The following is a 26535-nucleotide window of genomic DNA, read 5'->3' on the forward strand; positions in this document are numbered from 1 at the left end:
CCCCCGTCAGGAAGGAACCTGGAGAGGATGTCACGCTCTCCCGTTCCCGGCCAACCGGTTCCCGCGCGGGGCGGGCGCGGCGAACCACCGTGTCTGAGCAGGGAAATGACGGGAAATCCATGGGGCGCAAGGGATGGCGGCGTCGATTCCACGGCGGGGGCGGGGGACGGTGCGGGGACCGGCGCCGGCGGCCCCTCGTGTCACGGAACCGTCCCGAGTGGCGGGGGAGAGGCGTCGCCGGCCGGTGCGGCCGGGCCCCGGGCCATCCGGTGCGGCCACCACACCCGGTCGCCCACGTCCAGGAAGAGGGACGTCACCAGCACCGAGCGGACGATGAAGGTGTCGAGCAGCACCCCCAGCGCCACCGCGAAGCCGATCTCGGCGAACGCGACCATCGGCAGCGTCCCCAGCGCGGCGAACGTCCCGGCGAGGACCAGGCCGGCCGAGGTGATCACCGCTCCGGTCGCCGCGAGCCCGGTGAGCACCCCCTGGCGGGTGCCGTGCTTCCGCGCCTCCTCCCGGACCCGGGTGGTCAGGAAGATGTTGTAGTCGATGCCCAGGGCGACCAGGAAGACGAACACGAACAGCGGGAAGTCGGTCGACTCCCCGGCGTAGTCGAAGACGTACCGGAAGGCGAGCGCGCTCATGCCGAGCGCGGCGGCGAACGACAGCACCACCGTGCCGATCAGCAGCAGCGGCGCGACCAGGGACCGCAGCAGCGCCATCAGCACCAGCAGCACCACGAGCAGCACCAGCGGGATGATCAGCAGATTGTCATGGGTGGTGGCCGTGTCCATGTCCAGCAGTGCGGCGGACCCGCCGCCCACCCGGGCATCGGCGTCCGGCACCGCGTGCACCGCGTCCCGGACCCGCTCCACGGTGTCCCGGGCCGCCTGGCTGTCCGCCGGATCCGTCAGGGTCGCCTCGAACAGCACCCGGCCCTCGTGCACCGGGACCGTACCGGGCGGCACCAGCAGCGAGCCCGGCACGACCCCCTCGGTGCCCGCCACCACGGCGCCGACCTCCCGGGCCCGGCCGACGTCGCTCACGACCACCAGCGGATCGCCGCTCCCGGCCGGGAAGTAGCGCGCCTGGACCTCCTGCCCGGTGATCGAGTCGGGTTTCCCGGTGAACGCGTCGGCGTTGTCGATGCCCTCGGCCCGGAGCTGGGTGAGACCGAGCGCGAAGACGGCGAGGACGAGCGCCGTCGCGGTCCACACCGTCCGGGGCCGGCGGGCGATACGGGCGCCGGTGCGCGCCCACACACCCCGCTCGGTCGGCTCGGCCGAGCCGGTGTGCGGGATCACCGGCCAGAAGATCCAGCGTCCGAAGAGCACCAGCAGGGCCGGGAAGAGGGTCACCATCGCCACCAGGGCCACCGCGACGCCGATCGCGGCGACCGGTCCGAGGCCCCGCGTCGAGTTCATCTCGGCCGCCATCAGCACCAGCATGCCGAGCACCACCGTGGCCCCGCTGGCGAGCACCGCCGGTCCGGCCCGGTGCAGGGCGAGGGCCATCGCCTCGTGCCGGTCCTCGTGCCGGCGCAACTCCTCGCGGTAGCGGGCGACCAGCAGCAGCGCGTAGTCCGTGCCCGCGCCGAACACGAGCACGGTCAGGATGCCCGCGCTCTGCCCGTTGACGGTCAGACCGGCGTGCGCCGCCAGCAGATAGATCACCGCCTGCGCGGCGAACAGCGCGCCGATCACCGCGAACACCGGCACCAGCAGCAGCGTGGGGCTGCGGTAGGTGATCAGCAGCGCCACGACCACGACGCCGAGCGCCGCGAGCAGCAGGGTCGAGTCGATGCCCTCGAAGGCCTCCGAGAAGTCGGCCGAGGTGCCGCCGGGCCCGGTGATGTGCACCGCGAGGCCCGCCGTGCCCGTACCGGTGATCTCCCGCAGCGAGTCGACGGCCGGGCCGATCCGCTCCCAGCCCTTCTCGTCCATGGTGATCGGCACGTAGAGCTGGGCCGCGCGCGGGTCGACGGGCCGGTCGAAGACGGGGCCGCGCGCCTCGTCGCCGCGCAGTCCGTGGTCGTCGAGCTGCCGGATCCGCGCCGATTCCTCGGCGATCCGGGCCCGGTCGGCCGGGGTCAGTCCGTCGGCGCGGGCCCAGACCACGACCGCCGGGATCATCTCGGGCCGGAACCCCTCGGACTCGTGCAGGACTTGCGTGGACTCCGCACTGCCGGGCAGCCAGGACGAGGCGTCGTTGTCCTGGGCGTCGCCGAGCTTCTGGGCCAGCGGGAAGGCCAGCAGGATCACCGCGATCCAGACGATCAGCACGACCCACTTGCTGCGCGGCCCGCACACCAGCCGGGCCACGCCCCCGCGCGGCGCGGAGGCCTCTCCGCCCTCACGCGACGGGGGCCGCGGGGTGCCGCCCTCGCGCGGAGAGGGCTGCGGGGTGCCGTGCGGTGCGTCCGTCATGCCGCTCCCAGGGCCCGCGGCCGGGCGGGGCCCCGGGGCGCCGCGCGGAGGGACCGCCGCGGCACCGGCCGGGAGGACGCCGACGGCCGGTCGAATGGCCGGTATTGCGGTGAGCTGTCGGGAACCCGAGCGGTCCTGGTCCATACCGGATACCGTCCCGGGGAGGGGAAGTGGCCCGGAACGTGGCAGGCTTGGCACATGGCCGTTCAGATCAGTCCCAGTATCCTCTCCGCCGACTTCTCGCGCCTGGCGGAGGAGGCGAAGGCCGTCGAGGGCGCCGACTGGCTCCATGTCGACGTGATGGACAATCACTTCGTGCCCAATCTGACCCTGGGCGTGCCGGTCGTCGAATCGCTGGCCAGGGCCACGGACACCCCGCTGGACTGCCATCTGATGATCGAGAACCCCGACCACTGGGCGCCGCGGTACGTCGAGGCGGGCGCCGGCTCCGTGACCTTCCACGCCGAGGCCGCCGCCGCCCCCGTGCGGCTCGCCCGCGAGATCCGGGCCAAGGGCGCGCGGGCGTCGATGGCGCTCAAGCCCGCCACCCCGGTCGAGCCCTACGAGGACCTGCTGTCCGAGCTGGACATGCTGCTGATCATGACCGTGGAGCCCGGCTTCGGCGGCCAGGCGTTCCTGGACATCATGCTGCCGAAGATCCGCCGCACCCGGGAGCTGATCTCCAAGCACGGCCTGGAGCTGTGGCTCCAGGTCGACGGCGGGGTCTCGGCCTCCACCATCGAGCGCTGCGCGGAGGCGGGCGCCGATGTCTTCGTGGCGGGCTCGGCCGTCTACAACGCGGACGACCCGGCCGCCGCCGTGCGGATGCTGCGCGACCAGGCGGCCGCGGTGACCGCGTCGGCGCCCTGGGCGTGCGCCCACTGACGCGGGACGACGCCGGGGCGCCGGCGGCTGTGCTTGTTCAACCGATGTTGGCCCGGCAGGGCTGATCAAGGACCGGACCATCTGACAGGATGGCGGCTCCGGGGAGTGTGTACATGTGTACAGCAGTGAGGAGATCGCGGTGACTGCTAGGCCGGCGGGACGGTCCGCCCTGCGGATGGGACCCGCTGAGCTGGTGCAGGCGGCGGCCATGGCCCGCCGCTTCTACCTGGAGGGCAAGTCCAAGATCCAGATCGCGGAGGAGTTCGGCGTCAGCCGCTTCAAGGTCGCCAGAGTGCTGGAGACCGCGCTGGAGCGCGACCTCGTACGCATCGAGATCCGCGTCCCGGCCGAGCTGGACGCCGAGCGCTCCGACGCGCTGCGCGCCCGCTTCGGGCTGCGGCACGCGGTCGTCGTCGAGTCCCCCGCGGACGCCGACGAGTCGCCCGACCCGGAGAACCTCGGCGAGGTCGCCGCCGACCTGCTGGGCGAGCTGGTGGACGAGGGTGACGTCCTGGGCCTGGCCTGGGGCCGCTCCACCATCCACATGGCCGCCGCGCTGGACCGGCTGCCGCCCTGCACGGTCGTCCAGCTCACCGGTGTGTACGACGCCGGCACCGCGGAACGCGGTTCGGTCGAGGCGGTCCGGCGGGCCGCCCAGGTCTCGGGCGGCGAGGCCCACCCCATCTACGCGCCGATGCTGCTGCCGGACCCGGCGACGGCCGCCGCGCTGCGGCACCAGACGGGGATCGCGCGGGCCTTCGAGTACTTCGACAAGGTCACCGTCGCCTGTGTCTCCATCGGTTCCTGGGAGCCGGGCATCTCCACGGTGCACGACATGCTGTCCGACGAGGAGCGCGCCCACTACGCCTCGCTGGGCGTCGCGGCGGAGATGTCGGCGCACCTCTTCGACACCGACGGCCGCCGGGTCGGGCGCGACCTGGGCGAGCGCTGCATCACGGTCGAGGCCGACCGGCTGCGGCGCATCCCCGAGGTCGTGGCCATCGCCGGCGGGCAGCGCAAGGCCGAGGCCATCGGCGCGGTGCTGCGCTCCGGGCTGGTGACCAGCCTGGTGACGGACACCGCGGCGGCCGATCTGCTGCTCGCGGCCCAGCCCGGCCCCCGGCCCGCGCTGGAGCGCTCCGACCCGGACGACTGACGGGGCGGTGGTGACGGGCGCCGTGGGAGCGCGCCCGTACGGCTTCGGCGGCCCCCGGTACCACCCCGGTACCGGGGGCCGTCGCGTGCGCGCGGCCGGCGTTTGGAGGATCCGCTCGGGGCCGGCCGCCGGGACTGGAGCTTCTGCCGGGGCATATCCGAGGCCGCCACATGGGAGAATGAAGTACGTGCGTTTTCCTCCGGCCGTGTCCGTCGGGGGGCCAACTCCGATCGACTGGGATGTTCAGCACGTGCGTTTTCTCAATGACCAGAAGCCGCTGTACGACCTGACGTACGACGATGTGTTCATGGTGCCGCGGCGTTCGGCCGTGGGTTCCCGTCAGGGTGTGGACCTCTCGTCCCCCGACGGCACCGGCACCACCGTCCCGCTGGTGGTCGCCAACATGACGGCCATCGCCGGCCGCCGGATGGCCGAGACCGTCGCCCGCCGCGGCGGTCTCGTCGTGATCCCCCAGGACATTCCGATCGAGGTGGTCACCGACGTCATCGCGTGGGTCAAGTCGCGCCACCACGTGCTCGACACGCCGATCGTCCTCGCCCCCCACCAGACCGTCGCCGACGCGCTGTCCCTGCTGCCGAAGCGGGCGCACGGCGCCGGGGTCGTCGTCGACGACGAGCGGCGCCCCGTCGGCATCGTCACCGACCACGACCTCGCCGGCGTCGACCGCTTCACGCAGCTCTCCGAGGTGATGTCCCGCGACCTGCTGCTGCTCGACGCCGGCATCGACCCGCGCGAGGCGTTCACCACCCTCGACAACGCCAACCGCCGCTACGCGCCCGCCGTCGACGCCGAGGGCCGGCTGGCGGGTGTGCTGACGCGCAAGGGCGCCCTGCGCGCCACCCTCTACGCGCCCGCCCTCGACGCACGGGGCAGGCTCCGCATCGCCGCCGCCGTCGGGATCAACGGCGATGTCGCGGGCAAGGCGAAGCAGTTGCTCGACGCGGGCGTCGACACGCTCGTCGTCGACACCGCGCACGGCCACCAGGAGTCGATGATCAGCGCCGTCCGCGCGGTGCGCGGCCTCGACCCCTCGGTGCCGATCGTGGCGGGCAACATCGTGGCCGCCGAGGGCGTCCGCGACCTCATCGAGGCGGGCGCCGACATCATCAAGGTCGGTGTCGGGCCGGGCGCCATGTGCACCACCCGCATGATGACCGGGGTCGGCCGCCCCCAGTTCTCCGCCGTGCTGGAGTGCGCCGCCGAGGCGAAGAAGTACGGCAAGCACGTCTGGGCCGACGGCGGTGTCCGCCACCCGCGCGACGTGGCCATGGCGCTGGCCGCCGGGGCGTCCAACGTGATGATCGGCTCCTGGTTCGCGGGCACCTACGAATCCCCGGGCGACCTCCAGCAGGCCGCGGACGGCCGGCTCTACAAGGAGTCCTTCGGCATGGCGTCGGCCCGCGCGGTGCGCAACCGCACCAGCGAGGAGTCGTCCTACGACCGTGCCCGCAAGGCGCTGTTCGAGGAGGGCATCTCCCACTCGCGGATGTTCCTGGACCCGGCGCGGCCCGGTGTCGAGGACCTCATCGACTCGATCATCGCGGGCGTCCGCTCCTCCTGCACCTACGCGGGCGCCGGCTCGCTGGAGGAGTTCGCCGAGAACGCCGTCGTGGGCGTGCAGAGCGCCGCGGGCTACGCCGAGGGCAAGCCGCTGCACGCGAGCTGGAGCTGACGGTCCGTCCGCAGCCGCCGCCCGGTCCCGCGCGTCCCGTGGGGCCGGGCGGCGGCGGTTTCTCCGCCCCGGGAACGTCTCGAACCACCTCGAAACACCCGGAACCGCCCACGCGTCGGGCCGTATCCGCCCCCGAGACGGGCCCGAATCGCCCCCGAGACGGGCCCCGGGAAGAAAAATCCGGGATTCTCGAAATTCCTCGGCATGGGAGGGGACTTCGGGGGTAGGCGCGCCTTCGCAGTGACATCGGAGCAGGGGAGGATGAACGTGTCCACGGCGAGCGCGGTTCAGAACGCAGTCACGTCCACAGCGTCGCAGCGCCCGCGCATGGCGGAGCTCGACCTTCCGGAGGTGCAGAACCCGGGGGAGGTGGCACCGAAGGACGCCCGTGAGATCTCGAAGGTCTTCTTCGCGCGGCTGACCGTCCTCGAAGAGGGCACCCACGAGTACCAGTACGTGCGCAACACCCTCATCGAGCTGAACCTGGCCCTGGTCAAGTACGCGGCCGGCCGCTTCCGCAACCGCGCGGAGCAGATGGAGGACATCGTCCAGGTCGGCACCATCGGCCTGATCAAGGCGATCGACCGGTTCGAGCTCAGCCGCGAGGTCGAGTTCGCCACCTTCGCCGTCCCGTACATCGTCGGTGAGATCAAGCGCTTCTTCCGCGACACGAGCTGGGCCGTCCATGTGCCGCGCCGGCTCCAGGAGCTGCGGATCGACCTCGCCAAGGCGGTGGACGAGCTCTCGCAGAAGCTCGACCACGCCCCGACCACCGCGGAGCTCGCCGAGCACCTCGGGATCGACGAGGACGAGGTCATCGAGGGCGTCGTCGCGAGCAACGGCTACACGGCCGGCTCCATCGACATGCCCATGGACGACGCCTCCGACCACGCCGCCGTTCCGCTCTCCGACCGTCTCGGCGCGCCCGACGCGGACCTGGAGATCGCGGAGAACGTGCAGGCGCTCAAGCCGATGATCGAGGGCCTCGACGAGCGTGACCGCCGGATCCTGCAGATGCGCTTCGGCGACGAGATGACCCAGTCCGAGATCGGCGAGGCGCTCGGTGTCTCGCAGATGCACGTCTCCCGGCTGCTGTCCCGGATCACCGGGCGGCTGCGCGAGGGTCTGCTGCTCGTGGAGTGACCTCCCGCCGGCCGGGGGACACACCCCACCCCCGGCCCCCGAGCCATGTTCCCCCCACGGCAGAAGCGGCGTCCCGTCTCCGGGACGCCGCTTCTGTGGTGTGCGCCTCTGTCCGTGTGCGCTTCCGCGGTGTGCGGCCGGGGGCGGCCGCCTCGGCCGTCGGCTGCGGAGAGGCCCGGCCGAAGGGCACCGGCCGTCGGCTGTGGAGAGGCCCGGCGAAAGGGCCCGGCAGGGGGCGGTGGAAAGGCTCGGCCGAAGGGCCTGGCAGGGATCTGCGGAGTGGCCCGGCGGGGGAGGGCTCAGCAGGCCACGGGGGCGGTGCGCATCCACGCCGCCTGGACCCGCTTGCCGTACGGCTGGAGGCTCACCTCGACATGGCCGGCGAGCCGCTGCACCATGTGCCAGCCGAAACCGCCGCCGCCGGCGAGGTCCGGCTCACGGGCCACCGGCAGCTGGGGGCTGGAGTCGTCGATCTCCACCACGAGGGTGTCCGAGCCCGCGGTCAGCCGCAGCCGCCACCAGCCGGCCGTGTGGCGGGCCGCGTTGGCGACCAGCTCGGAGACGACGAGCAGCACGGCGTCCAGATCCGCCCAGGGGCAGTGCTGTGCGAGGAACTCGGCGGTCGCGCTGCGCGCGCCCGCGCCACCCGACTCCTGCGGGGGCGATTCCTGGAGCACCATGTGCGGCGGCTGAGCATTCATCACGCGTCGTCTACCCAGCCGCGCGCGGTTCATGACCGCGAGTTCACCGGGCCGGTACCCGGACCGGAAGGAAGCGGCCCCGGAGCCGGTCCGCCCGGCTCCGAAAGGGGATCCCGCCCGGCTCCGAACGGGGATCTGCCCGACCTCGGCGGAGGAGCCCGCCCCGCCCCGAACGGCGTTCCCGTGCGCTCCGGCGCAATGTTTCCCCGCGTACCCGGCCGACGCGCAATGATCGTCCGCCGATGAGCAATAATGGTGCATTACGGCCATGACCTGCCTACTCGTAGGCTCTGGCCCCGTACCAGGAGTGGCGGTGACCGTCTGCTCGGCGGTCCTGTCCCCCCATGCGCGGGCCTCTTCGGCATGCGCGCGGGCCGCCGTGGGTCTCCCTCACCGAAGCAGCGACGAAGGAGTCCCCCCCCGTGCTGGATCACGGCGCAGCCCCGCCCGCGACCGATCCGTCCGCCTCGCCCTCCCCGGGCCCCGGGCTCGGTGCGCGCCTGATGCGGCGCAAGCCCGTCGACCAGCTGGTGGCCGAGGGCGGCCAGGGCGAGGGCGGCGCGCTGCGCCGCTCGCTGTCGATGTGGCAGCTCACGATGATCAGCATCGGCGCCACGCTCGGCACCGGGATCTTCGTCGTCCTCGGCGAGGCCACCCCGCTCGCGGGCCCCGCCGTCGCCGTCTCGTTCGTGCTCGCGGGTCTCACCGCGCTGTTCTCGGCGCTGTCGTACGCGGAGCTCGCCGGGGCGGTCCCCGTCTCCGGCTCCTCGTACTCTTACTCCTACGCCACCATGGGCGAGCTCGTCGCCTGGATCTGCGGCTGGTGTCTGATCCTGGAGTACGGCGTCTCCGTGGCCGCCGTCGCGGTCGGCTGGGGCGAGTACCTCAACGAACTGCTCGACGGCACGATCGGCGTCACCATCCCCGCCTCGGTCTCCGCCCCGCTGGGCGAGGGCGGTCTGATCAATCTGCCGGCGCTGGTGGTCGTGCTGCTCGCCATGGTGTTCCTGATGGGCGGCGCCAAGGAGAGCGCGCGCATCAACACCGTCATGGTCGTGGTGAAGATCGCGACCCTGCTGCTCTTCTGCGCCATCGGCTTCCTCGGCATCAAGGCCGGCAACTACACCCCGCTCGCCCCGCTGGGCATCACCGGCATCAGCGCCGCCGCCGCGACCCTGTTCTTCTCGTACATCGGCTTCGACGCGGCGTCGACCGCCGGCGAGGAGGCGAAGAACCCCAAGCGGGACCTGCCCCGCGCCATCATGCTGTCGCTGCTGATCGTCACCGTCCTGTACTGCCTCGTCGCACTCGTCGCCGTCGGCGCCACGCCGTGGCAGGACTTCGAGGGCACCGAGGCCGCGCTGGCCCGGATCATGCAGGACGTCACCGGGCACTCCTTCTGGAGCGTGGTGCTCGCCGCGGGCGCCGTCGTCGCCATCGCCAGCGTCGTCTTCGCGGTGCTGTACGGGCAGACCCGCATCCTCTTCGCGATGTCCCGCGACGGGCTCGTGCCGAAGGTCTTCGCCCGGGTGAACCCGCGGACCGGCGCGCCGCGCGCCAACACCGTGATCGTCTCCCTCTTCTGCGGCGCGCTCGCCGCCTTCATCCCGCTGGGCGAGCTGGCCAACGCCACCAGCATCGGCACCCTCTTCGCGTTCGCGCTGGTCAACGTGGCCGTCGTGATCCTGCGCCGCACCCGGCCCGACATGCCCCGCACGTTCCGCGTGGCGCTCTTCCCGGTGACGCCGGTGCTCGGATTCCTCTTCTGCGCCTGGATGATGGTCAGCCTGCCGGGCGTGACCTGGGCGGTCTTCGGTGGCTGGATGGCGGCGGGCCTCGTGTTCTACTTCCTGTACGGCCACCGCCGCTCCCGCCTCCACCCCGCAGAGAAGTGATCCACCCGCAGTGCGACTGAACGATCTCGACGAACGCATCGTCCACGCCCTCGCCGAGGACGCCCGCCGCTCCTACGCCGACATCGGCCAGGTCGTCGGACTGTCGGCCCCGGCGGTCAAGCGCCGGGTGGACCGGCTCCGCGCGGAGGGGGCGATCACCGGCTTCACCGTGCGGGTCGACCCGGCGGCGCTCGGCTGGGAGACCGAGGGGTTCGTCGAGATCTTCTGCCGCCACAACACCTCGCCCGACGACATCCGCCGCGGCCTGGAGCGCTATCCGGAGGTGGTGTCCGCCTCGACGGTCACCGGTGACGCGGACGCCCTCGTCCAGGTCTTCGCCTCCGACATGCGGCACTTCGAGCGGGTGCTGGAGCGGATCGCGGGCGAGCCGTTCGTCGAGCGCACCAAGTCGGTGCTGGTCCTGTCGCCGCTGCTGCGGCGCTTCTCCTCCGGCTCGCCCGCCTGAGACGGAGCCGCCGGCCCCCGGGTGCGGCCGGCACATCCGGCACCGCTTCGACGGCCGTGAGCATCGGCAGTGCTTGAACGGCCGGCACCGCTTCAACGGCCGTGAGCATCGGCCGCCCTTGACCGGTCGGCAGCGCTTGAGCGGCCGGCACCGCGGCCCGCGCCCGGCACGTCCGCCGGGTGCGGGCCGCGCGGCGTTCCCGGCGGGTCAGAGCGCCGGCTTCCAGGGCAGCACCCGGAAGTCGCCGGTGCCGTGCTTCACCTTCTCGAACGGCGCCGAGCCCACGCACTTGGGCACGTCGCCCTGGTCCACCGGGCTGCCGGTGGACGCCCAGCTGTACCCCAGCCGGTCCTTGCCGCCCAGGTCGTGCACGGTGATGCCGACCCGCCGCCCCTCGGCCCCCTCCAGATCGCTCCTGGTGATCACGCCGGACACCACGGCCACCTTGCCGCCGGTGATCAGGCAGTCCACCTCCGCCTCCGCCCAGGCGCCCTCGCCGTGGAGGAAGTGGCTGAACCGGAAGGTGCCGGTCGCCCGGGTCGGGTCGTCGTTGTGCTCGGCCGCGAGCCGGGCGTCGAAGGTGAAGGTGATGTCGTCGCCGAGCGACCGGTAGAGCTTCGCCGAGCCGGTGAGGGCGGCGGCGTCGCGCGGCGTCTTCCCCGTGACGCCCGCCTCGCCGGAGGCGACGGCGGAGCCGGTGGCCCCGGCGGTGATCAGCAGGGCGGCGCCGATCGCGGCGATCCCGGCGCGACGGGTGACGGTGCGCTTCTTCATGGGAGGTCCTTTCCACAGGTGAGGCGAACACGTCACACTCTTCCGGCGGGGGGTCCGCGGTACATCGCGCCAGGGGCCCGTACCGTCTCCGCCGGGCGGCGGGCAGCGCCTCCCGGAAGGTCCGCCGGCGGTCGTAGGCGGGTACCTCCGCGGTAGCGCCCGGGTCGGCGCAACGAATCGCCGCACAGGCCTTCCAGGACGCAACGGATCGGCCGTCGGCGCGCAACGGACGCGCCTTGTCGCGGCGGGAGGGCGGACCGTACCGTTTTGGACGTCTCCCCGTCCCCCGTACCGTCGTCCGAGGTCACCCATGCCGCCGTTGCGCACCGCCCTGCTCCAGAGTTCCGGCGTCCCCGGTGATGTCGCCGCGAATCTGAAGGTGCTCGACGAGGCCGCGGGCCGTGCGGCCGAGGCCGGTGCCCGGCTGCTGGTCGCCCCCGAGATGTTCCTCACCGGCTACGCGATCGGCGACGACGTCCCGGTGCTCGCCGAGGCTGCCGACGGACCCGGCGCCCGGGCGGTCGCGGACATCGCCGTACGGCACGGCATCGCCGTCCACTACGGCTACCCGGAGCGCGCGGGCGAGCTGGTCCACAACTCCGCCCAGCTCATCGGCTCCGACGGCACCCGGCTGGCGAACTACCGCAAGACCCATCTCTTCGGCTGCTTCGAGCAGCGGTGGTTCACCCCGGGCGACCTGCCGGTGGTGCAGGCGGAGCTGGACGGCGTCCGCATCGGCCTGCTCATCTGCTACGACGTGGAGTTCCCGGAGAACGTCCGGGCCCACGCCCTCGCCGGCACCGACCTGCTGCTGGTGCCGACCGCGCAGATGCACCCGTTCCAGTTCGTCGCCGAGTCGCTCGTCCCGGTCCGCGCCTTCGAGAGCCAGATGTACATCGCGTACGTCAACCGCACCGGCGCGGAGGGCGAGTTCGAGTTCGTCGGGCTGAGCTCGCTCGCGAGCCCCGACGGCGCGGTGCGCACCCGGGCCGGACGCGGCGAGGAACTCGTCGTGGGCGAGGTCGACCCCGCCCTGCTGGCCGCCTCGCGGGAGAACAACCCGTATCTGCGCGACCGCCGCCCCGGTCTGTACGGCTCCCTGAGCTGACCGCGCCGCTTCCCCGCTTCCCCTCCGCTTCATCGTTCCGCGCAAGGAGTCCGTACCCCATGACGTCCACGGTGCCCACCACCGCCGTCCAGCACAGCGACGAGCAGCCGCCGATCACCATGTTCGGCCCGGACTTCCCCTACGCCTACGACGACTTCCTCGCCCACCCGGCGGGCATCGGGCAGATACCCGCGACCGAGCACGGCGCCGAGGTCGCGGTCATCGGCGGCGGCCTCTCGGGCATCGTCGCCGCCTACGAGCTGATGAAGATGGGCCTGAAGCCCGTCGTGTACGAGGCGGACGAGATCGGCGGCCGGCTGCGCACGGTCGGCTTCGAGGGCTGCGAGGGCGGGCTGACCGCGGAGATGGGCGCCATGCGCTTCCCGCCGTCGTCGACCGCGCTCCAGCACTACATCGACCTCGTGGGGCTCACGACCCGCCCCTTCCCCAACCCGCTGGCGCCCTCGACGCCGTCCACCGTCGTCGACCTCAAGGGCGAGTCGCACTACGCGGAGACCATCGACGACCTGCCGCAGGTCTACCGCGACGTGATGAACGCCTGGAACGCCTGCCTGGAGGAGGGCGCGGACTTCTCCGACATGAACCGCGCCATGCGCGAGCGCGACGTCCCGCGCATCCGGGAGATCTGGGCGAGGCTCGTCGAGAAGCTGGACAACCAGACCTTCTACGGCTTCCTCTGCGACTCCGAGGCGTTCAAGTCCTTCCGGCACCGCGAGATCTTCGGCCAGGTCGGCTTCGGCACCGGCGGCTGGGACACCGACTTCCCCAACTCCATCCTGGAGATCCTGCGGGTCGTCTACTCCGAGGCCGACGACCACCACCGCGGCATCGTCGAGGGCAGCCAGCAGCTTCCGCTGCGCCTGTGGGAGCGCGAGCCCGCCAAGATCGTGCACTGGCCGCTCGGCACCTCGCTCTCCTCGCTCCACGGCGGCGACCCCCGCCCCGCCGTCACCCGCCTGTCCCGCACCGCGGGCAACCGGATCACGGTGACCGACGCGGCCGGCGACATCCGCACCTACCGCGCGGCGGTCTTCACCGCGCAGTCCTGGCTGCTGCTCTCGAAGATCGCCTGCGACGACGCGCTGTTCCCCATCGACCACTGGACGGCGATGGAGCGCACCCACTACATGGAGTCCTCGAAGCTGTTCGTGCCCGTCGACCGGCCGTTCTGGCTGGACAAGGACGCGCGCACCGGCCGGGACACCATGTCGATGACGCTCACCGACCGGATGACCCGCGGCACCTACCTGCTCGACGACGGCCCCGACCGGCCCGCCGTCATCTGCCTGTCGTACACCTGGTGCGACGACAGCCTGAAGTGGCTGCCGCTGTCCGCGAACGAGCGGATGGAGGTGATGCTGAAGTCCCTGGGCGAGATCTACCCGGACGTCGACATCCGGAGCCACATCATCGGCAACCCGGTCACCGTCTCCTGGGAGAACGAGCCCTGGTTCATGGGCGCGTTCAAGGCCAACCTGCCGGGCCACTACCGCTACCAGCGGCGGCTGTTCACCCACTTCATGCAGGACCGGCTGCCCGAGGACAAGCGGGGCATCTTCCTGGCCGGCGACGACATCTCCTGGACGGCCGGCTGGGCCGAGGGCGCCGTGCAGACCGCGCTCAACGCCGTCTGGGGCGTGATGCACCAGTTCGGCGGCACGACCGACCCGACCAACCCGGGCCCCGGCGACGTGTACGACGAGATCGCGCCCGTCGAGCTGCCGGAGGACTGACCGGAGGACCGACGGGGGCCGCCCGGGGGAGCGGCGCCCGGCGCCGGGCGCCGGGGACGTCTCAGCGGCAGGGCGTGAGGAGGCAGCGGCCCACCAGGCCGACGCCCGCGTCCAGCCGCTCGGTGAACTCCGCGGCCAGGCTTGGCAGTTCCCGCATGCCCCAGAGCAGCCGCGCGGCGGACCAGGCGGCCTCCCGCGCGCGCTCCAGGGACCAGGCGCCCACCAGATGGGTCAGCGGGTCGGCGACCTGGAGCAGGTCCGGGCCCGGCATCAGGTCCTCGCGGACGCGTTCCTCCAGCAGCACCAGCAGATCGCCGACCCGCTCGAACTCGTCCTCCAGCGCGGGCGGCGCGCAGTCCAGCGCCCGGCAGGCGTCCACCACCGCGAGCGGCAGGTCGTGCCCGATGTGGGCGTTGACGCCGGCCAGCGCGAACTGGAGCGGGCGGATCCCGGGGTGACCGCGGTACTGGAGCAGGGGCCGCCAGCAGGCGGGCGGCCGGGGCCCGTCGCCGCCGGACTCGGCGACCTCCAGGTAGCGCTCGGCGAAGACCGTCCCGAGGGTCCCGGCGGCCCGGCGGTCGGGGAAGTGCCCGCCCGCCACCCGCCCGGCCAGCTCCTCGGTGACCGTGAGGTACACCCGGTTGAAGACCGCCATGCCGTCCGCGGCCGGCCAGCGCGCGCCGCAGGCCCGCATCCGCGCGGCCACGGAGCCGAGCCCCGCGGCCGGCCCGGCGGGGCCGTCCGCCGCCGCCGTCCCGCCGCTGCCCGGCGCGGACGGGCCGCGCACCGTCCGTACCGCGAGCTGTTCCCTCTGCGCCATGGAGGCAGCGTCCCAGGCGCGGGGCCGCGGACACGCTGACGGGCCGCGGCTTCCCCGGAAAGGAGGACGCCGCGGCCCGTCGGCGCGACGGCCCGGGGGCGTGTGGCGCTCCGTGGTGTGTCCCGGAACCGCGACGGCCCGGGGCCGTGCGCGTCAGCGCTTGGTGTCGTCGTCGTACGAGGAGGTGCCGGAGTCGAGGAGGGGCTCCTCCCGGGTCGCGGGCTCCTTGAGGTGGGCCGGCGCGAAGGCGCGCAGCACGTGGTAGCCGGTGATGACCACGAGCGTGCCCAGCGCGATCCCGCCCAGCTCGAAGTTGTCGGTGATCTTCAGGCTGACGCCGCCGACGCCGATGATGATGCCCGCGGCGGCGGGGACCAGGTTCAGCGGGTTGCGCAGGTCGACCTTCGCGTTGATCCAGATCTGCGCGCCGAGCAGGCCGATCATGCCGTAGAGGATCACGGTGATGCCCCCCAGCACACCGCCCGGGATCGCCGCCACCACGGCGCCGAACTTGGGGCACAGACCGAAGAGCAGCGCGAACGCGGCGGCGGCCCAGTAGGCGGCCGTGGAGTACACCCGGGTGGCCGCCATGACGCCGATGTTCTCGGAGTACGTGGTGTTCGGCGGGCCGCCGACGGCGGTGGACAGCATCGAGGCGGCGCCGTCGGCCGCGATGGCGGTGCCCAGCTTGTCGTCGATCGGGTCGCCGGTCATCTCGCCGACCGCCTTCACGTGCCCGGCGTTCTCCGCGATGAGCGCGATGACCACCGGGAGGGCCACCAGGATCGCCGACCACTCGAAGCTCGGGGCGTGGAAGGAGGGCAGCCCGATCCAGTCGGCCTGCCCGACGCCGGAGAGGTCCAGGCGCCAGTGGTCCACGGCCTCGCCGCCGCCGGCGGGGGAGTGGATCTGCCCGAAGATCCGGTCCAGCGCCCAGGAGAGGACGTATCCGAAGATCAGACCGAGGAAGATCGCGACGCGGGAGAAGAAGCCGCGCAGGCACACCACCGCGAGCCCGGTGAAGAGCATGACCAGCAGGGCCGTCCACTGGTCCTGCGGCCAGTAGGTGGCGGCGGTGACCGGGGCCAGGTTGAAGCCGATCAGCATGACCACGGCGCCGGTCACGATCGGGGGCATCGTCGCGTGGATGATCCGCGCGCCGAAGTGCCGCACCGCGAGTCCGGCGGCGAAGAGCACGGCGCCGACCACCAGGACGGCGCCGGTCACGGTGGCGCTGTCGCCGCCCGTCGCGCGGATGGTGGCGGCCACGCCGACGAAGGAGAGCGAGCAGCCGAGGTAGCTGGGGACCTTGCCGCGGGTGGCGAGCAGGAAGATCACCGTCGCCACGCCGGACATCATGATCGCGAGGTTCGGGTCGAGACCCATCAGCACGGGCGCGACGAACGAGGCGCCGAACATGGCGACCACGTGCTGGGCGCCGAGACCGGCGGTTCTCGGCCATGACAGCCGCTCGTCGGGTCGTACGACGGCACCGGGGGCGGGGGTCCGCCCGTCGCCGTGCAGGGTCCAGCGCACGCCGAGATTCACGGGCCGCTCCACTTCATGCAGTAGTCAAGGATCGGCGACATCGTAGTGGCCCGCCGTCGCGGCACCGGCGGAGGATCTGGTTCCAGGGTGCTGAGCGACCGCTTAGGATGAATCGATTTCGGCCGACACCGGCCGGCCGCACCGCTCGGCACCGCCCCGCACCGCCTCTGGAGTACCACCCGTGACCACCCACGCCCCCTCCCCTTCCGTGCCGGCGGACAGCGCCACCGCCCCCGGCGTCCTGGTCCCCGTCGAGGTGCACTTCGACGACCTGGACGCCCTCGGCCTGCTGCACAACGCCCGCTACCCGCTGCTCGTCGAGCGCGCCTGGGGGGCGTACTGGGCGGGGCACGGCTTCGGCTACGAGGGCGACTGGGCGGCGGCCGAGGACGCCTGCAACGCCGTGCGGGAACTGCGCATCGGCTACGAGCGGCCGGTGACCCGGGCGGGTGGGTACGCCGTGCACCTGTGGCTCGACCGCCTCGGCACGACCGGGCTCACCTACGGCTTCCGCTTCTGCTCCGCCGACGGCGCCACGACCTACGCCCGCGGCAGCCGCGTCCTCGTCCGGCTGGACGCGGCCACCCTGCGGCCCGCGCCCTGGAGCGCGCGCTTCAGGGACGCCGGTCGGGCACTGCTGCGTCCCGGGGGCTGACCGGCGCGCTCTCCCGGCCCGCCGAGCGCAGCACCCCCGCGCCGACGACCAGCCCCAGCGCCAGGGCCGTGACCAGGCCGAAGGAGACCACCAGGCTCGTCACGTCGGCCACGGCCCCGATCGCGGACGGGGCGATCAGCCCGGACGTGTAGGTGATGGTGGCGACACCGGCGATGGCCTGGCTGGGGTTCGGGCCGCTGCGCCCGGCGGCGGCGAAGGCGAGCGGTACGACCACCGCCACGCCCAGCCCGATCAGACCGAAGCCGGCCATGGCGAGCGCCGGATGGGGCGCGGCGACCACCAGCAGGCCGCCGGCCGTCGCCAGCACCCCGCCGGTGCGGACCGTGCGCACCGGCCCGAACCGGTCCACGATCCGGTCGCCCGCCAGCCGGGCGATCGCCATCATCAGGGCGAACGCCGTGGTCGACGCGGCCGCGAGTCCGGCGGACGTGTCCATCACGTCCCGCAGGTAGACCGCCGACCAGTCGAGGCTCGCCCCCTCCGCGAACACCGCGCAGAAGCCGACCGCGCCGATGACCAGGGCCGAGCGGGGCGGCAGCGTGAAGCGCGGGGGCGCCTCCTCGTCGGGGGCGCTCCGCAGGTCCAGCACGCCCTGGCAGGCGATCAGCCCGAACACCGTCAGGGCCGCGGCGGCGAGTGCGTGGTGCAGACGCGCGTCCGTGCCCAGATGGGCGGCGAGCGTTCCCACGGCCGAGCCGATCAGGGCGCCGGCGCTCCACATGCCGTGCAGCGAGGACATGATCGACCGGTCGAGGCGGTTCTCGATCTCCACGCCCAGTGCGTTCATCGCCACGTCGGACATGCCGGCCGTGGCGCCGTAGACGAAGAGCCCGAGGCACAGCGTCACCAGGTTCGGGGCGAGCGACGGCAGGATCAGGCTGAGCGTCCACAGGGCGAGCAGGCCGCGCAGGGCGTTGCGGGCGCCGAGGCGGTGGCTGACGGCGGCGGCGAGCGGCATCGCCACGGAGGCGCCGAGCGCGGGGAACGCGAGCGCGAGCCCCAACTGGCCGGCGCTCACCCCGGCGTGGTCCTGGATCCAGGGGATCCGGGTGGCGAAGCTGCCGGTGACCGCGCCGTGCACGCAGAAGACGACGGCGACGGCGATACGGGCGCGCTTGAGCTCCTGGAGCTTCGGCGCGGCTGCCGGTTCGCTGAGCATATGGGTGTACCCCTCCCCGAGAATGTGGGACGTAAACTATCAGGAAGCCTGCCTGATAAATAGAGCCCGGGAAGAGACCGCGCACGGCGCACGCCGGGACGTCTGGAAGGATTCCGGTATGCCCGCATCCCCGAGCACCGCCCGGGCCATCAACGACCGCCTCGCCCTGGAACTGCTCCAGCGGGAGGGCCCGTTGACGGCAGGACAACTGAAGGCCATGACCGGACTGTCCCGGCCCACGGTCGCCGATCTCGTGGAGCGGCTCCAGGGATCGGGGCTGGTGCGCGTCGTCGGCGAGGCGGGCGCCGAACGGCGCGGGCCCAACGCCCGGCTCTACGGGATCGTCGCCGAGCGGGCGCACCTCGCCGCGCTCGACGTGCGCATGCGCAGCGTCACCGTGGTCGTCGCGGACCTCCTCGGCACCACGCTCGCCCGGGCGTCCCTGCCCATCGGCGGCGACACGGGCACCGAGCCCGCCGTCGAGCAGGCCGTCGCCCTGCTGGAGGGCGCCGTCGCCCGGGCCGGCGCCGCCCGGCTGCACAGCGTCGGCATCGGCGCCCCCGGGCTGATCGACCCCGCCACCGGCGAACTCCGGGAGACCACCGGGCTGCCCGCCTGGCACCGCCGCCTGGTGACCGCCCTCCAGCACCGGCTGCCCGCCCGGGTCGTCGTCGAGAACGAGACCAACCTCGCGGCCCTCGCCGAGCAGCGCGTCGGCGCGGCCAGCGACCGGGAGTCCTTCGCCTTCCTGTGGCTCGGGCACGGCGTCGGCGCCGGACTCGTCCTCGACGGGCGGCTGCGCCGCGGCTCGTCCGGCGGGGCCGGCGAGATCGGTTTCCTCCCGGTACCGGGCACCGGCGGGATGCCGTCCGCCGTCGACTGCGACGGCGGCTTCCACTCCCTGGCGGGGTCGGCCGCCGTCTGCGCGCTCGCCGAGCGGCACGGGCTGCTGCCCGAAGGGCGGGACGCCCTCTCCGAGGCCCCCGCCGCGGCCGAGGTGGTCGCGGCCGCCGTGGCCGGCGGGCACACCGCCTTCGTCGGGGAACTCGCCGGCCGCCTGGCGCTGGGCGCCGCCGCGGTCGTCTCGGTGCTTGACCCCGGCTGCGTGGTGCTGGGCGGGGAGGTCGGCCACGCCGGCGGACCGGAACTCGCGGCCCGGGTGGGCGGGAGCCTCGCCGCGATGTCCCCGCTGCGCACCGAGGTCCGCCCCGGCACGCTCGGCGGCGGCGCCGTCCTGCGCGGCGCCCTCCTGATGGCCCAGGAGGCGGCCCAGGACGACCTCTTCGCGGGCGGCCCGGCGTAGCCGGCCAGGGGGCGGGCGGCTGCGCGCCGGCGGTGTGACGCCCCCGAGGCGGCGGCGGGTCACCCGGGACGCGGGCCCGCACGCACGGGGGCCCGACGCCCGCCCCTGCACGCACCGGGTCCCGGTGCCCGCACGCACGGCGGCCGCCCGACGCCCGCCCCGCACCCGACCACCGCCCCTGCATGCACGGGGCCCGACCACCGCCCCTGCACGCACGGGCCTGGCGCCCGTCCCCGCACGCACGGCGGCCGCCCGCCCCGCAGGCCCCGCACCCGACCACCGCCCCTGCACGCCCGGGGCCCGGCGCCCGCCCGGCACGCACCGGGGCCCGGTGCGTGCTCGCGCACGGCACCGGGCCCCGGGCGGGCGGCGCGAGGCCGCCCGTCGGTGGGTCAGCAGGCTCCCAGGTCCTGCCACACCCCCCACTCGCCGGTCTTGCCGGGCTCCTCGTTGGTCGTCCACCACTTGGACTTCCAGGTGTGCCCCGCGTGGGACACGGTCGTGCCGCCGCCGTACTGGCTCGACGCCGACCACGCGGGGGCGGAGCAGGTGCCCCCGCCGCCCGTGCCGCCGGTCCCGCCGGACTGGCTCGGCGAGGGGGACGGCGACGGGGTGCCGCCGGTGCCCGGCTCGACGAGGGTCGTGCCGCGGGCCAGGTCGCCCTCGATCGCGTACGTCTTCTCGCCGATCCTCACCGTCCAGTTGGAGGGCGTCGACACCGGCAGGTAGTAGTTGAACGACAGGTCCACGGTGGCGCCGGGCGCCAGGGACTGCCACGCCGGCAGCTTCAGCGAGACCCGGTGGAAGTCGCCCTTCAGGCCGCCCACGTTGCCGCCGGTGTGGTCGCTGCTGATGACCTTGGTGCCGAAGCCGGACTGGTCCGAGGCGTTGGGCGGGGCGGCGGTGGCGTAGTCGAACTGGAACTCCGTGCCGCCGGGCAGCGCCGTCTTCGTGTTGTTGGTGATCCGCAGCTTCGGCGTGATCGGGTAGTTGGAGTCGCCGAGCTTGAACTCGGTGAACTCCACGTCCACGTCGACCGCCTCGGACGGCAGCGCCGCGTTCGACTTCTTGGCGCCGTACGGGGAGGCCGCCTTGTACTTGTCGTACATCAGCGTGGAGAGGGTCTCGCCCATCTCGTACTGACCCTTGGCGGCGTTCCACTGGTAGTCGCCGGCCAGTTCCCAGATCATCGAGCCGCCGATGCCGCGGTCCACGACGTAGTCGGCCTTGGTGCCGATCGACTGCTCGTCCTCGGTGGAGAGGAAGACCTTCTTCTCGGCGTTCCACAGCCACGGCGCGACCAGCGTGGAGCTGTACTTGCGGGCGTAGGTGCCGGTCAGCGTGGTGTTCGCCGGGAAGCCGTACTGGGTGACGTAGTCGCCGACGATCCCCTTCTCCAGGTTCTTGGCGTGCCACATCGGGTTGGAGCCCGCCGGGGACTCGACGCCGTTGTCGTCCTTGTCGTGCCAGAGGTTGTCGATGCCGACCGCGCCGTCACCGCACTTGGTCAGGCCGGACCCGGCCGGGCAGGAGGAGACGGCGGCCTTGCCCCACAGGCCGTCCGTGCCGCCCTGCACGTTCTTGTGGCCGCGGGTGTAGTACGGCAGGCCGATGTTGATGCGGCCGGCCGGCATGGAGCCCCGGAAGTAGTGGTACGCCCAGTCGGTGTTGAGGTAGCCGATGCCGCCGTACTGGGAGCTGCCGTAGACGTTGGCCGCCGCCAGTTCGGCGTCCTTGCCGTCGTCGAAGAGCGAGGCGTTCGGGCCGACGTACTCGTTCCAGGCGCCGTGCAGGTCGTAGGACATGATGTTGACGTAGTCCAGGTACTTCTGGACCTGGAACGTCTCCATGCCGCGCAGCAGGTAGCCGGAGGAGGGGGCGGCCACGGTCAGCAGGTAGTGCTTGCCGTCCGCCGCGCCCGCGCGGTCCAGCTTCTCGCGCAGGGTCTTCATCAGGGCCGCGTAGCCCTTGTTGAGTCCGGCGCGGCGGGCGTTGGAGATCGGGAAGTCGGCGGGGTGCCCGGCGTCCTTCATGGAGGTCGGGTACTCGTAGTCGATGTCGACGCCGTTGAAGCCGTACTTCTTGACGAAGGAGACCGCGGACTCGGCGAAGGTGTCGATGCCCGCCTGGTTCACCGAGCCGTCGGCGTTGGTGGCCATCGTGTAGAAGCCGCCGGAGCCGACGCGCTTGCCGTTCTCGTCGAAGTAGCCGCCGGTCTCCGCCCAGCCGCCGACCGAGACGAGCGTCTTCACGTCCGGGTACTGCTTCTTGTACTTGTTGAGCAGGTTGAAGTGGCCCTTGTACGGCAGCGACGGGTCCATCTCGGCGCCCGCGACACCCGGCCAGGTCATGCCGGTGGAGGCGTTGTTCGGCCCGTCGGGGCCCACGGAGAGCTTGTTGCCCGAGTCGACGTGGGCGAAGGCGTAGTTGATGTGGGTGATCTTGTCCCACGGGATGTCCGAGGCGAGGTACGAGGGCTTCCCGTCCTTGCCCGTACGCCAGTTGGTGAAGTAGCCGATGATGCGGCGCTTGTGGTCGGCGCCCATCTTCTCTCGGCCGTTCTCGTCGTAGACGGAGCAGTAGGGGACGTCGACGCCGGGGGTGGCGTAGAGCCCGTCGGGACGACAGGTGCTGTTGTCGACGGCGGCGTGGGAGACGCCGGCCGAGAGCGAACCCGCGAGCAGCGCGGCGACGGCGGCGCCGGCGGCGAGCAGCGAGGCTCTCAGGGGGGTGGGGGACTGCACGGTCAGTTCCTCCTGGTGGGGATCCCCCGGGCCGCGTCGGGGCGGCGGGTTCCGGAGGGTGTTCGGCCTTGCACGAAGGGCACTGCTGGCACAACGGGCTTGCAGACTTCAGTGGTTGGCCCGTGGTGTGCGCGCACCGCCGGGCCGGATCCGCGGAGGTGACGCAGAGATTAAGAGGACTAGACCAACCCGTCAATAGGTCTGGACCAATTGAGGCGCCGGTGAGGGGAGGGGTGGCAGGGCAGCTGTCCGCATGGTGGGACGTAAGTGACCACTGGGCGGGATGTGAGCCAGGTCATGGCCGTCACCCGCATGGCCCCCGTCCGGACGTGGCACACTGGCCCTGTATCAGCAGCAGCGCACTCCGGGGTCGGTGCAATTCCGAACCGGCGGTTACAGTCCGCGACCCGTCCGCAGCCAGCGGCCGGTTGACCAGGTGAAATTCCTGGACCGACGGTTAAAGTCCGGATGGGAGGCAGTGCGCGGCGGGCGACCCTCACGGGGTGCGCCGGCCGTCTGCGCGGTCGTCGTCCTCGACGGCCGTGCGCGCGGCCCGGCCTCCGCGCGTCGAGGTGTTCCCCCGCTCTCTGTCGTCATCGACAGGCCCCGGAGTCCGTGCCCGAAGAGGCAGGAGGACCCGGTGGCCACCGCAGCCGACACCGCCGCCATGCGCCGAGCCGTCGCGCTCGCCGCCCGCGGACTCGGCTCCACCAGCCCCAACCCCGTGGTCGGATGCGTCGTCACCGACGCCTCGGGACACCCCGTGGGCGAGGGCTTCCACGAGCGCGCCGGCGGCCCCCACGCCGAGGTCGCCGCCCTCCGCGCGGCCGGGGCCCTCGCCCGCGGCGGCACCGCCTACGTCACCCTCGAACCCTGCAACCACACCGGCCGCACCGGCCCCTGTGCCCAGGCGCTGATCGAGGCGGGCGTCGCCCGTGTGGTGTACGCGGTCGCCGACCCGAACCCGCAGGCCCGCGGCGGTGCCGACACCCTGCGCGCCGCCGGTGTGGCCGTCCGGCAGGGCCTGCTGGAGGCCGAGGCCGAGGCCGGCAACACCGCCTGGCTCACCGCCGTGCGCCTCGGCCGCCCCCACGTCACCTGGAAGTACGCCGCCACCCTCGACGGCCGCGTCGCCGCCCGGGACGGCAGCAGCCGCTGGATCACCTCCGCCGAGTCCCGCGCCGACGTCCACCGGCTGCGCGCCGAGTCCGACGCCGTCCTCGTCGGCGCCGGCACCCTGCGCGCCGACGACCCCCACCTGGCCGTCCGCGGCATCGAGGGAGCCACCCAGCCGCTGCGCGTGGTCCTCGACAGCCGTGCCTCGATCCTGCCGACCGCCCGCGTCCTCGACGACGCGGCGCCCACGCTGCTCGCCGTCGCCGAGGACGCCGACACCCGGCACCTGCCCGGCGTCGACGTCGCCCGGCTCCCCGCCGGCGCGCACGGCATCGGCGTCCTGGGCCTCCTCGCCGAACTCCACGGGCGCGGCGTCCGCTCGGTGCTCCTCGAAGGCGGCCCGACCCTCGCCGGCTCCTTCGTCGCCGCCGGTGCCGTCGACCGGGTCGTCGGCTACCTCGCCCCCGTACTCCTCGGCGCCGGCCCCGCGGCCCTCGCCGACGCCGGAATCTCCACCATCACCGAAGCGTTGCGGCTCGACGTCACCGCCACCGACCGCATCGGACCCGACCTGCGCGTCACCGCGACCGTCCCCAAGGGAGCCTGAGTGTTCACCGGAATCGTCGAAGAACTGGGTGAGGTCACCGCCGTCGAGAACCTCGGCGACGCCTCACGCTTCCGCCTGCGCGGTCCCGTCGTCACCGACGGCGCCAAGCACGGCGACTCGATCGCCGTCAACGGCGTCTGCCTCACCGTCGTCGAGACGGGTGACGGCGAGTTCACCGCCGACGTGATGGCCGAGACCCTGAAGCGCTCCAGCCTCGGCGCGCTCGCCGCCGGCTCCCGCGTCAACCTGGAACGGCCCACGGCCGTCGGCGACCGCCTCGGCGGCCACATCGTCCAGGGCCACGTCGACGGCACGGGCGAGATCCTGGCGCGCACCCCGTCCGAGCACTGGGAGATCGTCAAGGTCTCGCTGCCCGCTCAGCTCGCCCGGTACGTCGTGGAGAAGGGCTCCATCACCGTCGACGGCGTCAGCCTGACCGTGGTCGACGCCGGCGCCGACCACTTCACCATCAGCCTCATCCCCACCACGCTGGCGCTCACCACGCTCGGCATCAAGCAGCCCGGCGACCCGGTCAACCTCGAGGTCGACGTCATCGCCAAGTACGTCGAGCGGCTGCTCGGCGCGGACGCCGGGGAGCGTGCGAAGTGAGTGCCCTGGACTGGCTGAACACCGAGGCGTTCACGGCCTTCGGACAGCACATCATGTGGTCCGACATGATCGGCAACACCATCGGCCTGATCGCCCTCGCCCTCGGCTGGCGCCGCTCGGTGCTCACCTGGCCCGCGCAGCTGCTCTCCGGCGTGATCCTGGTCGGCGCCTACGCCTCCGCCCACCTCAGCGGCGGCGTCGGCAAGCAGCTCCTCGTCATCGGGGTGGCCGTCTGGGGCTGGCACCAGTGGACCCGCGGCCGCCGGCAGGCGCAGGACGGCTCCATAGCGGTCCGCTTCGCCACCTGGAAGGAGCGCGGCTGGCTGCTGGGCGGCGCCGCCCTCGGCACCCTCGCGGTCGGCGGGCTGTTCACCGCGTTCCCCACGCTCTCCTGGAGCCCGTGGGCCGACGCGTACATCTTCGTCGGCACCCTCGTCGCGATGGTCGCGCAGGCCCGCGGCCTGGTGGAGTTCTGGTTCGCCTGGCTCCTGGTCGACCTGGTCGGCGTCCCGCTCGCCTTCAGCAGCGGCCTCGCCTTCTCCGGCCTGGTCTACGTGATCTACTTCGCCCTCGTCCTGTGGGGTGCCCACGACTGGTGGCAGCGCTCCCGCGAGCCGCGGCCCGCCCTGGAAGGAGTCGCAGCATGAGCGCACTGCCCACCTGGTACGCGTCCGACGGCGCCGAGGACCTCTCCCTCGACCCGGTCGAGCAGGCCGTCCGCGACATCGCCGCGGGCCGCCCCGTCGTGGTCGTCGACGACGAGGACCGCGAGAACGAGGGCGACCTCGTGATCGCCGCCGAGAAGGCGACCCCCGAGATCGTCGCCTTCATGATGAGCGAGTGCCGCGGCCTGATCTGCGCGCCGATGGAGAACGACGAGCTGGAGCGGCTCGAACTGCCCCAGATGGTCGGCGACAACACCGAGTCGATGCAGACGGCCTTCACCGTCTCCGTCGACGCCGGCCCCGCCTACGGCGTCACCACCGGCATCTCCGCCGCCGACCGCGCCACCACCCTCCAGCTCCTCGCCGGGGGCCGGGCCGGACCGGCCGACTTCGTCCGCCCCGGCCACGTCTTCCCGCTGCGCGCCAAGCCCGGCGGCGTCCTCACCCGCCCCGGCCACACCGAGGCCGCGGTCGACCTCGCCCGCCTGGCCGGCCTGCGCCCGGCCGGGGCGATCGTCGAGATCGCCGGCGAGGACGGGGTGATGCTGCGGCTGCCCGAGCTGGTGCCGTTCGCCCGCAAGCACGGCCTGACGATCATCTCCATCGAGGACCTGATCGCCTACCGCCGCTCCAGCGAGCCGACCGTGCGCCGCGAGGCCGAGGTCAGGCTGCCCACCGCGGCCGGCGACTTCACCGCCTACGGGTACCGCTCGACCGTCGACGGCGTCGAGCACGTCGCCCTGGTCCACGGCGACCTCGGCACCGGCGAGGACCTGCTGGTGCGCGTCCACTCCGAGTGCCTCACCGGCGACATCTTCCACTCGCTGCGCTGCGACTGCGGCCCCCAGCTCGACGCCGCCATGCGCCGCGTCACCGAGGCCGGCCGCGGGGTCGTCGTCTACCTGCGCGGACACGAGGGCCGCGGCATCGGGCTGATGTCCAAGCTGCGCGCCTACGAACTCCAGGAACGCGGCCGCGACACCCTCGACGCCAACCTCGAACTGGGCCTGCCCGCCGACGCCCGCGACTACGCGGCGGGCGCGCAGATCCTCGCCGACCTCGGTGTGCGCAGCGTGCGCCTGATGACCAACAACCCCGACAAGGTCGCCGCCCTCACCCGCCTCGGCATCGGCGTCCTCGGACGCGAACCGATGCCCGTCCAGGCCGGCGAGCACAACCTCCGCTACCTGCGCACCAAGCGGGACCGGATGGGGCACGACCTGCCGTGGCTGGAGTCCCCCGGGGCGTCGGCCTGCGGCAACCAGTGAGCAGCCGGCGAGCCCG

General features: G+C 73.0%; 21 protein-coding genes and 1 riboswitch. Of the genes, 14 read left to right on the forward strand and 7 right to left on the reverse strand.

Annotated features, from left to right (window positions below; genetic code table 11):
• Positions 1-200: 200 nt before the first annotated feature.
• Positions 201-2429 carry an MMPL family transporter gene (locus tag JE024_RS29205; RefSeq protein WP_205376962.1) on the reverse strand — a complete coding sequence of 743 codons (2229 nt, stop codon included), beginning with the start codon at positions 2427-2429 and terminating at the stop codon, positions 201-203.
• Positions 2430-2627: 198 nt separating this feature from the next.
• Here JE024_RS29205 and rpe point away from each other — a divergent pair, with 198 nt between their 5' ends.
• The 4 genes from rpe (at position 2628) to JE024_RS29225 (ending at position 7306) form a co-directional block, all read left to right on the forward strand.
• Positions 2628-3314 carry a ribulose-phosphate 3-epimerase gene (gene rpe, locus JE024_RS29210; RefSeq protein WP_205376963.1) on the forward strand — a complete coding sequence of 229 codons (687 nt, stop codon included), beginning with the start codon at positions 2628-2630 and terminating at the stop codon, positions 3312-3314.
• Positions 3315-3429: 115 nt separating this feature from the next.
• Positions 3430-4470, forward strand: a complete 1041-nt coding sequence (locus tag JE024_RS29215; protein ID WP_205376964.1) for a sugar-binding transcriptional regulator — start codon at positions 3430-3432, stop codon at positions 4468-4470.
• Between the two features lie 250 nt (positions 4471-4720).
• Positions 4721-6163: a GuaB1 family IMP dehydrogenase-related protein gene (locus JE024_RS29220; protein ID WP_205376965.1), complete on the forward strand. Its 1443-nt coding sequence runs from the start codon at positions 4721-4723 to the stop codon at positions 6161-6163.
• Positions 6164-6424: 261 nt separating this feature from the next.
• Positions 6425-7306, forward strand: coding sequence for an RNA polymerase sigma factor SigF (locus JE024_RS29225; protein WP_205376966.1), 882 nt, complete (start codon positions 6425-6427; stop codon positions 7304-7306).
• 299 nt (positions 7307-7605) lie between these two features.
• Here the strand turns inward: JE024_RS29225 and JE024_RS29230 are convergent, their stop codons facing one another.
• Positions 7606-8007 (reverse strand): ATP-binding protein, encoded by a 402-nt coding sequence (locus tag JE024_RS29230; protein ID WP_205376967.1) that lies wholly within the window; start codon positions 8005-8007, stop codon positions 7606-7608.
• Between the two features lie 422 nt (positions 8008-8429).
• On the opposite strand from JE024_RS29230, the gene JE024_RS29235 reads away from it, so the two are divergent.
• Together JE024_RS29235 and JE024_RS29240 are read left to right on the forward strand one after the other, a co-directional pair.
• Positions 8430-9902 (forward strand): amino acid permease, encoded by a 1473-nt coding sequence (locus tag JE024_RS29235; protein ID WP_205376968.1) that lies wholly within the window; start codon positions 8430-8432, stop codon positions 9900-9902.
• A 10-nt stretch (positions 9903-9912) separates the two neighbouring features.
• Positions 9913-10368 carry an Lrp/AsnC family transcriptional regulator gene (locus JE024_RS29240; RefSeq protein WP_205376969.1) on the forward strand — a complete coding sequence of 152 codons (456 nt, stop codon included), beginning with the start codon at positions 9913-9915 and terminating at the stop codon, positions 10366-10368.
• A gap of 207 nt (positions 10369-10575) precedes the next feature.
• On the opposite strand, the gene JE024_RS29245 is transcribed toward JE024_RS29240, so the two are convergent.
• Positions 10576-11142: a Repetin gene (locus JE024_RS29245; RefSeq protein WP_205376970.1), complete on the reverse strand. Its 567-nt coding sequence runs from the start codon at positions 11140-11142 to the stop codon at positions 10576-10578.
• A gap of 310 nt (positions 11143-11452) precedes the next feature.
• Between JE024_RS29245 and JE024_RS29250 the strand changes: the two genes are divergently transcribed.
• Together JE024_RS29250 and JE024_RS29255 are read left to right on the forward strand one after the other, a co-directional pair.
• The gene (locus tag JE024_RS29250; RefSeq protein WP_205376971.1) at positions 11453-12250 is read left to right on the forward strand and encodes a carbon-nitrogen hydrolase family protein; all 798 of its coding nucleotides are present in this window, start codon (positions 11453-11455) and stop codon (positions 12248-12250) included.
• Between the two features lie 59 nt (positions 12251-12309).
• Positions 12310-14004 carry a flavin monoamine oxidase family protein gene (locus tag JE024_RS29255; protein WP_205376972.1) on the forward strand — a complete coding sequence of 565 codons (1695 nt, stop codon included), beginning with the start codon at positions 12310-12312 and terminating at the stop codon, positions 14002-14004.
• 61 nt (positions 14005-14065) lie between these two features.
• On the opposite strand, the gene JE024_RS29260 is transcribed toward JE024_RS29255, so the two are convergent.
• Both JE024_RS29260 and JE024_RS29265 read right to left on the reverse strand, forming a co-directional pair.
• Positions 14066-14824: a DUF5995 family protein gene (locus JE024_RS29260; protein ID WP_205376973.1), complete on the reverse strand. Its 759-nt coding sequence runs from the start codon at positions 14822-14824 to the stop codon at positions 14066-14068.
• Between the two features lie 153 nt (positions 14825-14977).
• Positions 14978-16372, reverse strand: a complete 1395-nt coding sequence (locus JE024_RS29265; RefSeq protein ID WP_205376974.1) for a uracil-xanthine permease family protein — start codon at positions 16370-16372, stop codon at positions 14978-14980.
• Positions 16373-16553: 181 nt separating this feature from the next.
• Here JE024_RS29265 and JE024_RS29270 point away from each other — a divergent pair, with 181 nt between their 5' ends.
• Positions 16554-17027, forward strand: a complete 474-nt coding sequence (locus tag JE024_RS29270; RefSeq protein ID WP_372449881.1) for an acyl-CoA thioesterase — start codon at positions 16554-16556, stop codon at positions 17025-17027.
• Here the strand turns inward: JE024_RS29270 and JE024_RS29275 are convergent.
• Positions 16987-18207 carry an MFS transporter gene (locus tag JE024_RS29275; RefSeq protein ID WP_205376975.1) on the reverse strand — a complete coding sequence of 407 codons (1221 nt, stop codon included), beginning with the start codon at positions 18205-18207 and terminating at the stop codon, positions 16987-16989. The two genes, JE024_RS29270 and JE024_RS29275, sit on opposite strands and share 41 nt — an antisense overlap.
• Before the next feature lie 118 nt (positions 18208-18325).
• Between JE024_RS29275 and JE024_RS29280 the strand changes: the two genes are divergently transcribed.
• On the forward strand, positions 18326-19510 hold the full coding sequence (locus tag JE024_RS29280; protein ID WP_205376976.1) for an ROK family transcriptional regulator: 1185 nt from the start codon (positions 18326-18328) through the stop codon (positions 19508-19510).
• Between the two features lie 392 nt (positions 19511-19902).
• Here the strand turns inward: JE024_RS29280 and JE024_RS29285 are convergent, their stop codons facing one another.
• Positions 19903-22254 carry a chitinase C-terminal domain-containing protein gene (locus JE024_RS29285; protein WP_205376977.1) on the reverse strand — a complete coding sequence of 784 codons (2352 nt, stop codon included), beginning with the start codon at positions 22252-22254 and terminating at the stop codon, positions 19903-19905.
• Between the two features lie 355 nt (positions 22255-22609).
• Positions 22610-22740, forward strand: a riboswitch (FMN riboswitch).
• A 154-nt stretch (positions 22741-22894) separates the two neighbouring features.
• On the opposite strand from JE024_RS29285, the gene ribD reads away from it, so the two are divergent.
• Genes ribD through JE024_RS29305 form a run of 4 tightly spaced genes read left to right on the forward strand, consistent with a single transcriptional unit; the run spans position 22895 to position 26519 of the window.
• Positions 22895-23977: a bifunctional diaminohydroxyphosphoribosylaminopyrimidine deaminase/5-amino-6-(5-phosphoribosylamino)uracil reductase RibD gene (ribD, locus tag JE024_RS29290; protein WP_205376978.1), complete on the forward strand. Its 1083-nt coding sequence runs from the start codon at positions 22895-22897 to the stop codon at positions 23975-23977.
• The gene (locus tag JE024_RS29295) at positions 23978-24586 is read left to right on the forward strand and encodes a riboflavin synthase (protein WP_205376979.1); all 609 of its coding nucleotides are present in this window, start codon (positions 23978-23980) and stop codon (positions 24584-24586) included.
• Positions 24583-25233 (forward strand): nicotinamide mononucleotide transporter family protein, encoded by a 651-nt coding sequence (locus JE024_RS29300; RefSeq protein WP_205376980.1) that lies wholly within the window; start codon positions 24583-24585, stop codon positions 25231-25233. The genes JE024_RS29295 and JE024_RS29300 overlap by 4 nt, the downstream gene beginning before the upstream one ends.
• Positions 25230-26519, forward strand: a complete 1290-nt coding sequence (locus tag JE024_RS29305; protein ID WP_205376981.1) for a bifunctional 3,4-dihydroxy-2-butanone-4-phosphate synthase/GTP cyclohydrolase II — start codon at positions 25230-25232, stop codon at positions 26517-26519. Before JE024_RS29300 ends, JE024_RS29305 begins: the two co-directional genes overlap by 4 nt.
• Positions 26520-26535: the final 16 nt, after the last annotated feature.

Origin of the sequence: Streptomyces zhihengii (assembly GCF_016919245.1) — a bacterium.
In the GTDB taxonomy this organism is placed as follows: domain Bacteria; phylum Actinomycetota; class Actinomycetes; order Streptomycetales; family Streptomycetaceae; genus Streptomyces; species Streptomyces zhihengii.

Excerpts from the sequence above, each read along its gene's own strand:
- JE024_RS29205 (WP_205376962.1), bottom strand. The coding sequence starts at position 2,429 with ATGACGGACGCACCGCACGGCACCCCGCAGCCCTCTCCGCGCGAGGGC.
- rpe (WP_205376963.1), top strand. The coding sequence starts at position 2,628 with ATGGCCGTTCAGATCAGTCCCAGTATCCTCTCCGCCGACTTCTCGCGC.
- JE024_RS29225 (WP_205376966.1), top strand. The coding sequence starts at position 6,425 with ATGAACGTGTCCACGGCGAGCGCGGTTCAGAACGCAGTCACGTCCACA.
- JE024_RS29230 (WP_205376967.1), bottom strand. The coding sequence starts at position 8,007 with ATGAATGCTCAGCCGCCGCACATGGTGCTCCAGGAATCGCCCCCGCAG.
- JE024_RS29245 (WP_205376970.1), bottom strand. The coding sequence starts at position 11,142 with ATGAAGAAGCGCACCGTCACCCGTCGCGCCGGGATCGCCGCGATCGGC.
- JE024_RS29250 (WP_205376971.1), top strand. The coding sequence starts at position 11,453 with ATGCCGCCGTTGCGCACCGCCCTGCTCCAGAGTTCCGGCGTCCCCGGT.
- JE024_RS29255 (WP_205376972.1), top strand. The coding sequence starts at position 12,310 with ATGACGTCCACGGTGCCCACCACCGCCGTCCAGCACAGCGACGAGCAG.
- JE024_RS29260 (WP_205376973.1), bottom strand. The coding sequence starts at position 14,824 with ATGGCGCAGAGGGAACAGCTCGCGGTACGGACGGTGCGCGGCCCGTCC.
- JE024_RS29275 (WP_205376975.1), bottom strand. The coding sequence starts at position 18,207 with ATGCTCAGCGAACCGGCAGCCGCGCCGAAGCTCCAGGAGCTCAAGCGC.
- JE024_RS29280 (WP_205376976.1), top strand. The coding sequence starts at position 18,326 with ATGCCCGCATCCCCGAGCACCGCCCGGGCCATCAACGACCGCCTCGCC.
- JE024_RS29305 (WP_205376981.1), top strand. The coding sequence starts at position 25,230 with ATGAGCGCACTGCCCACCTGGTACGCGTCCGACGGCGCCGAGGACCTC.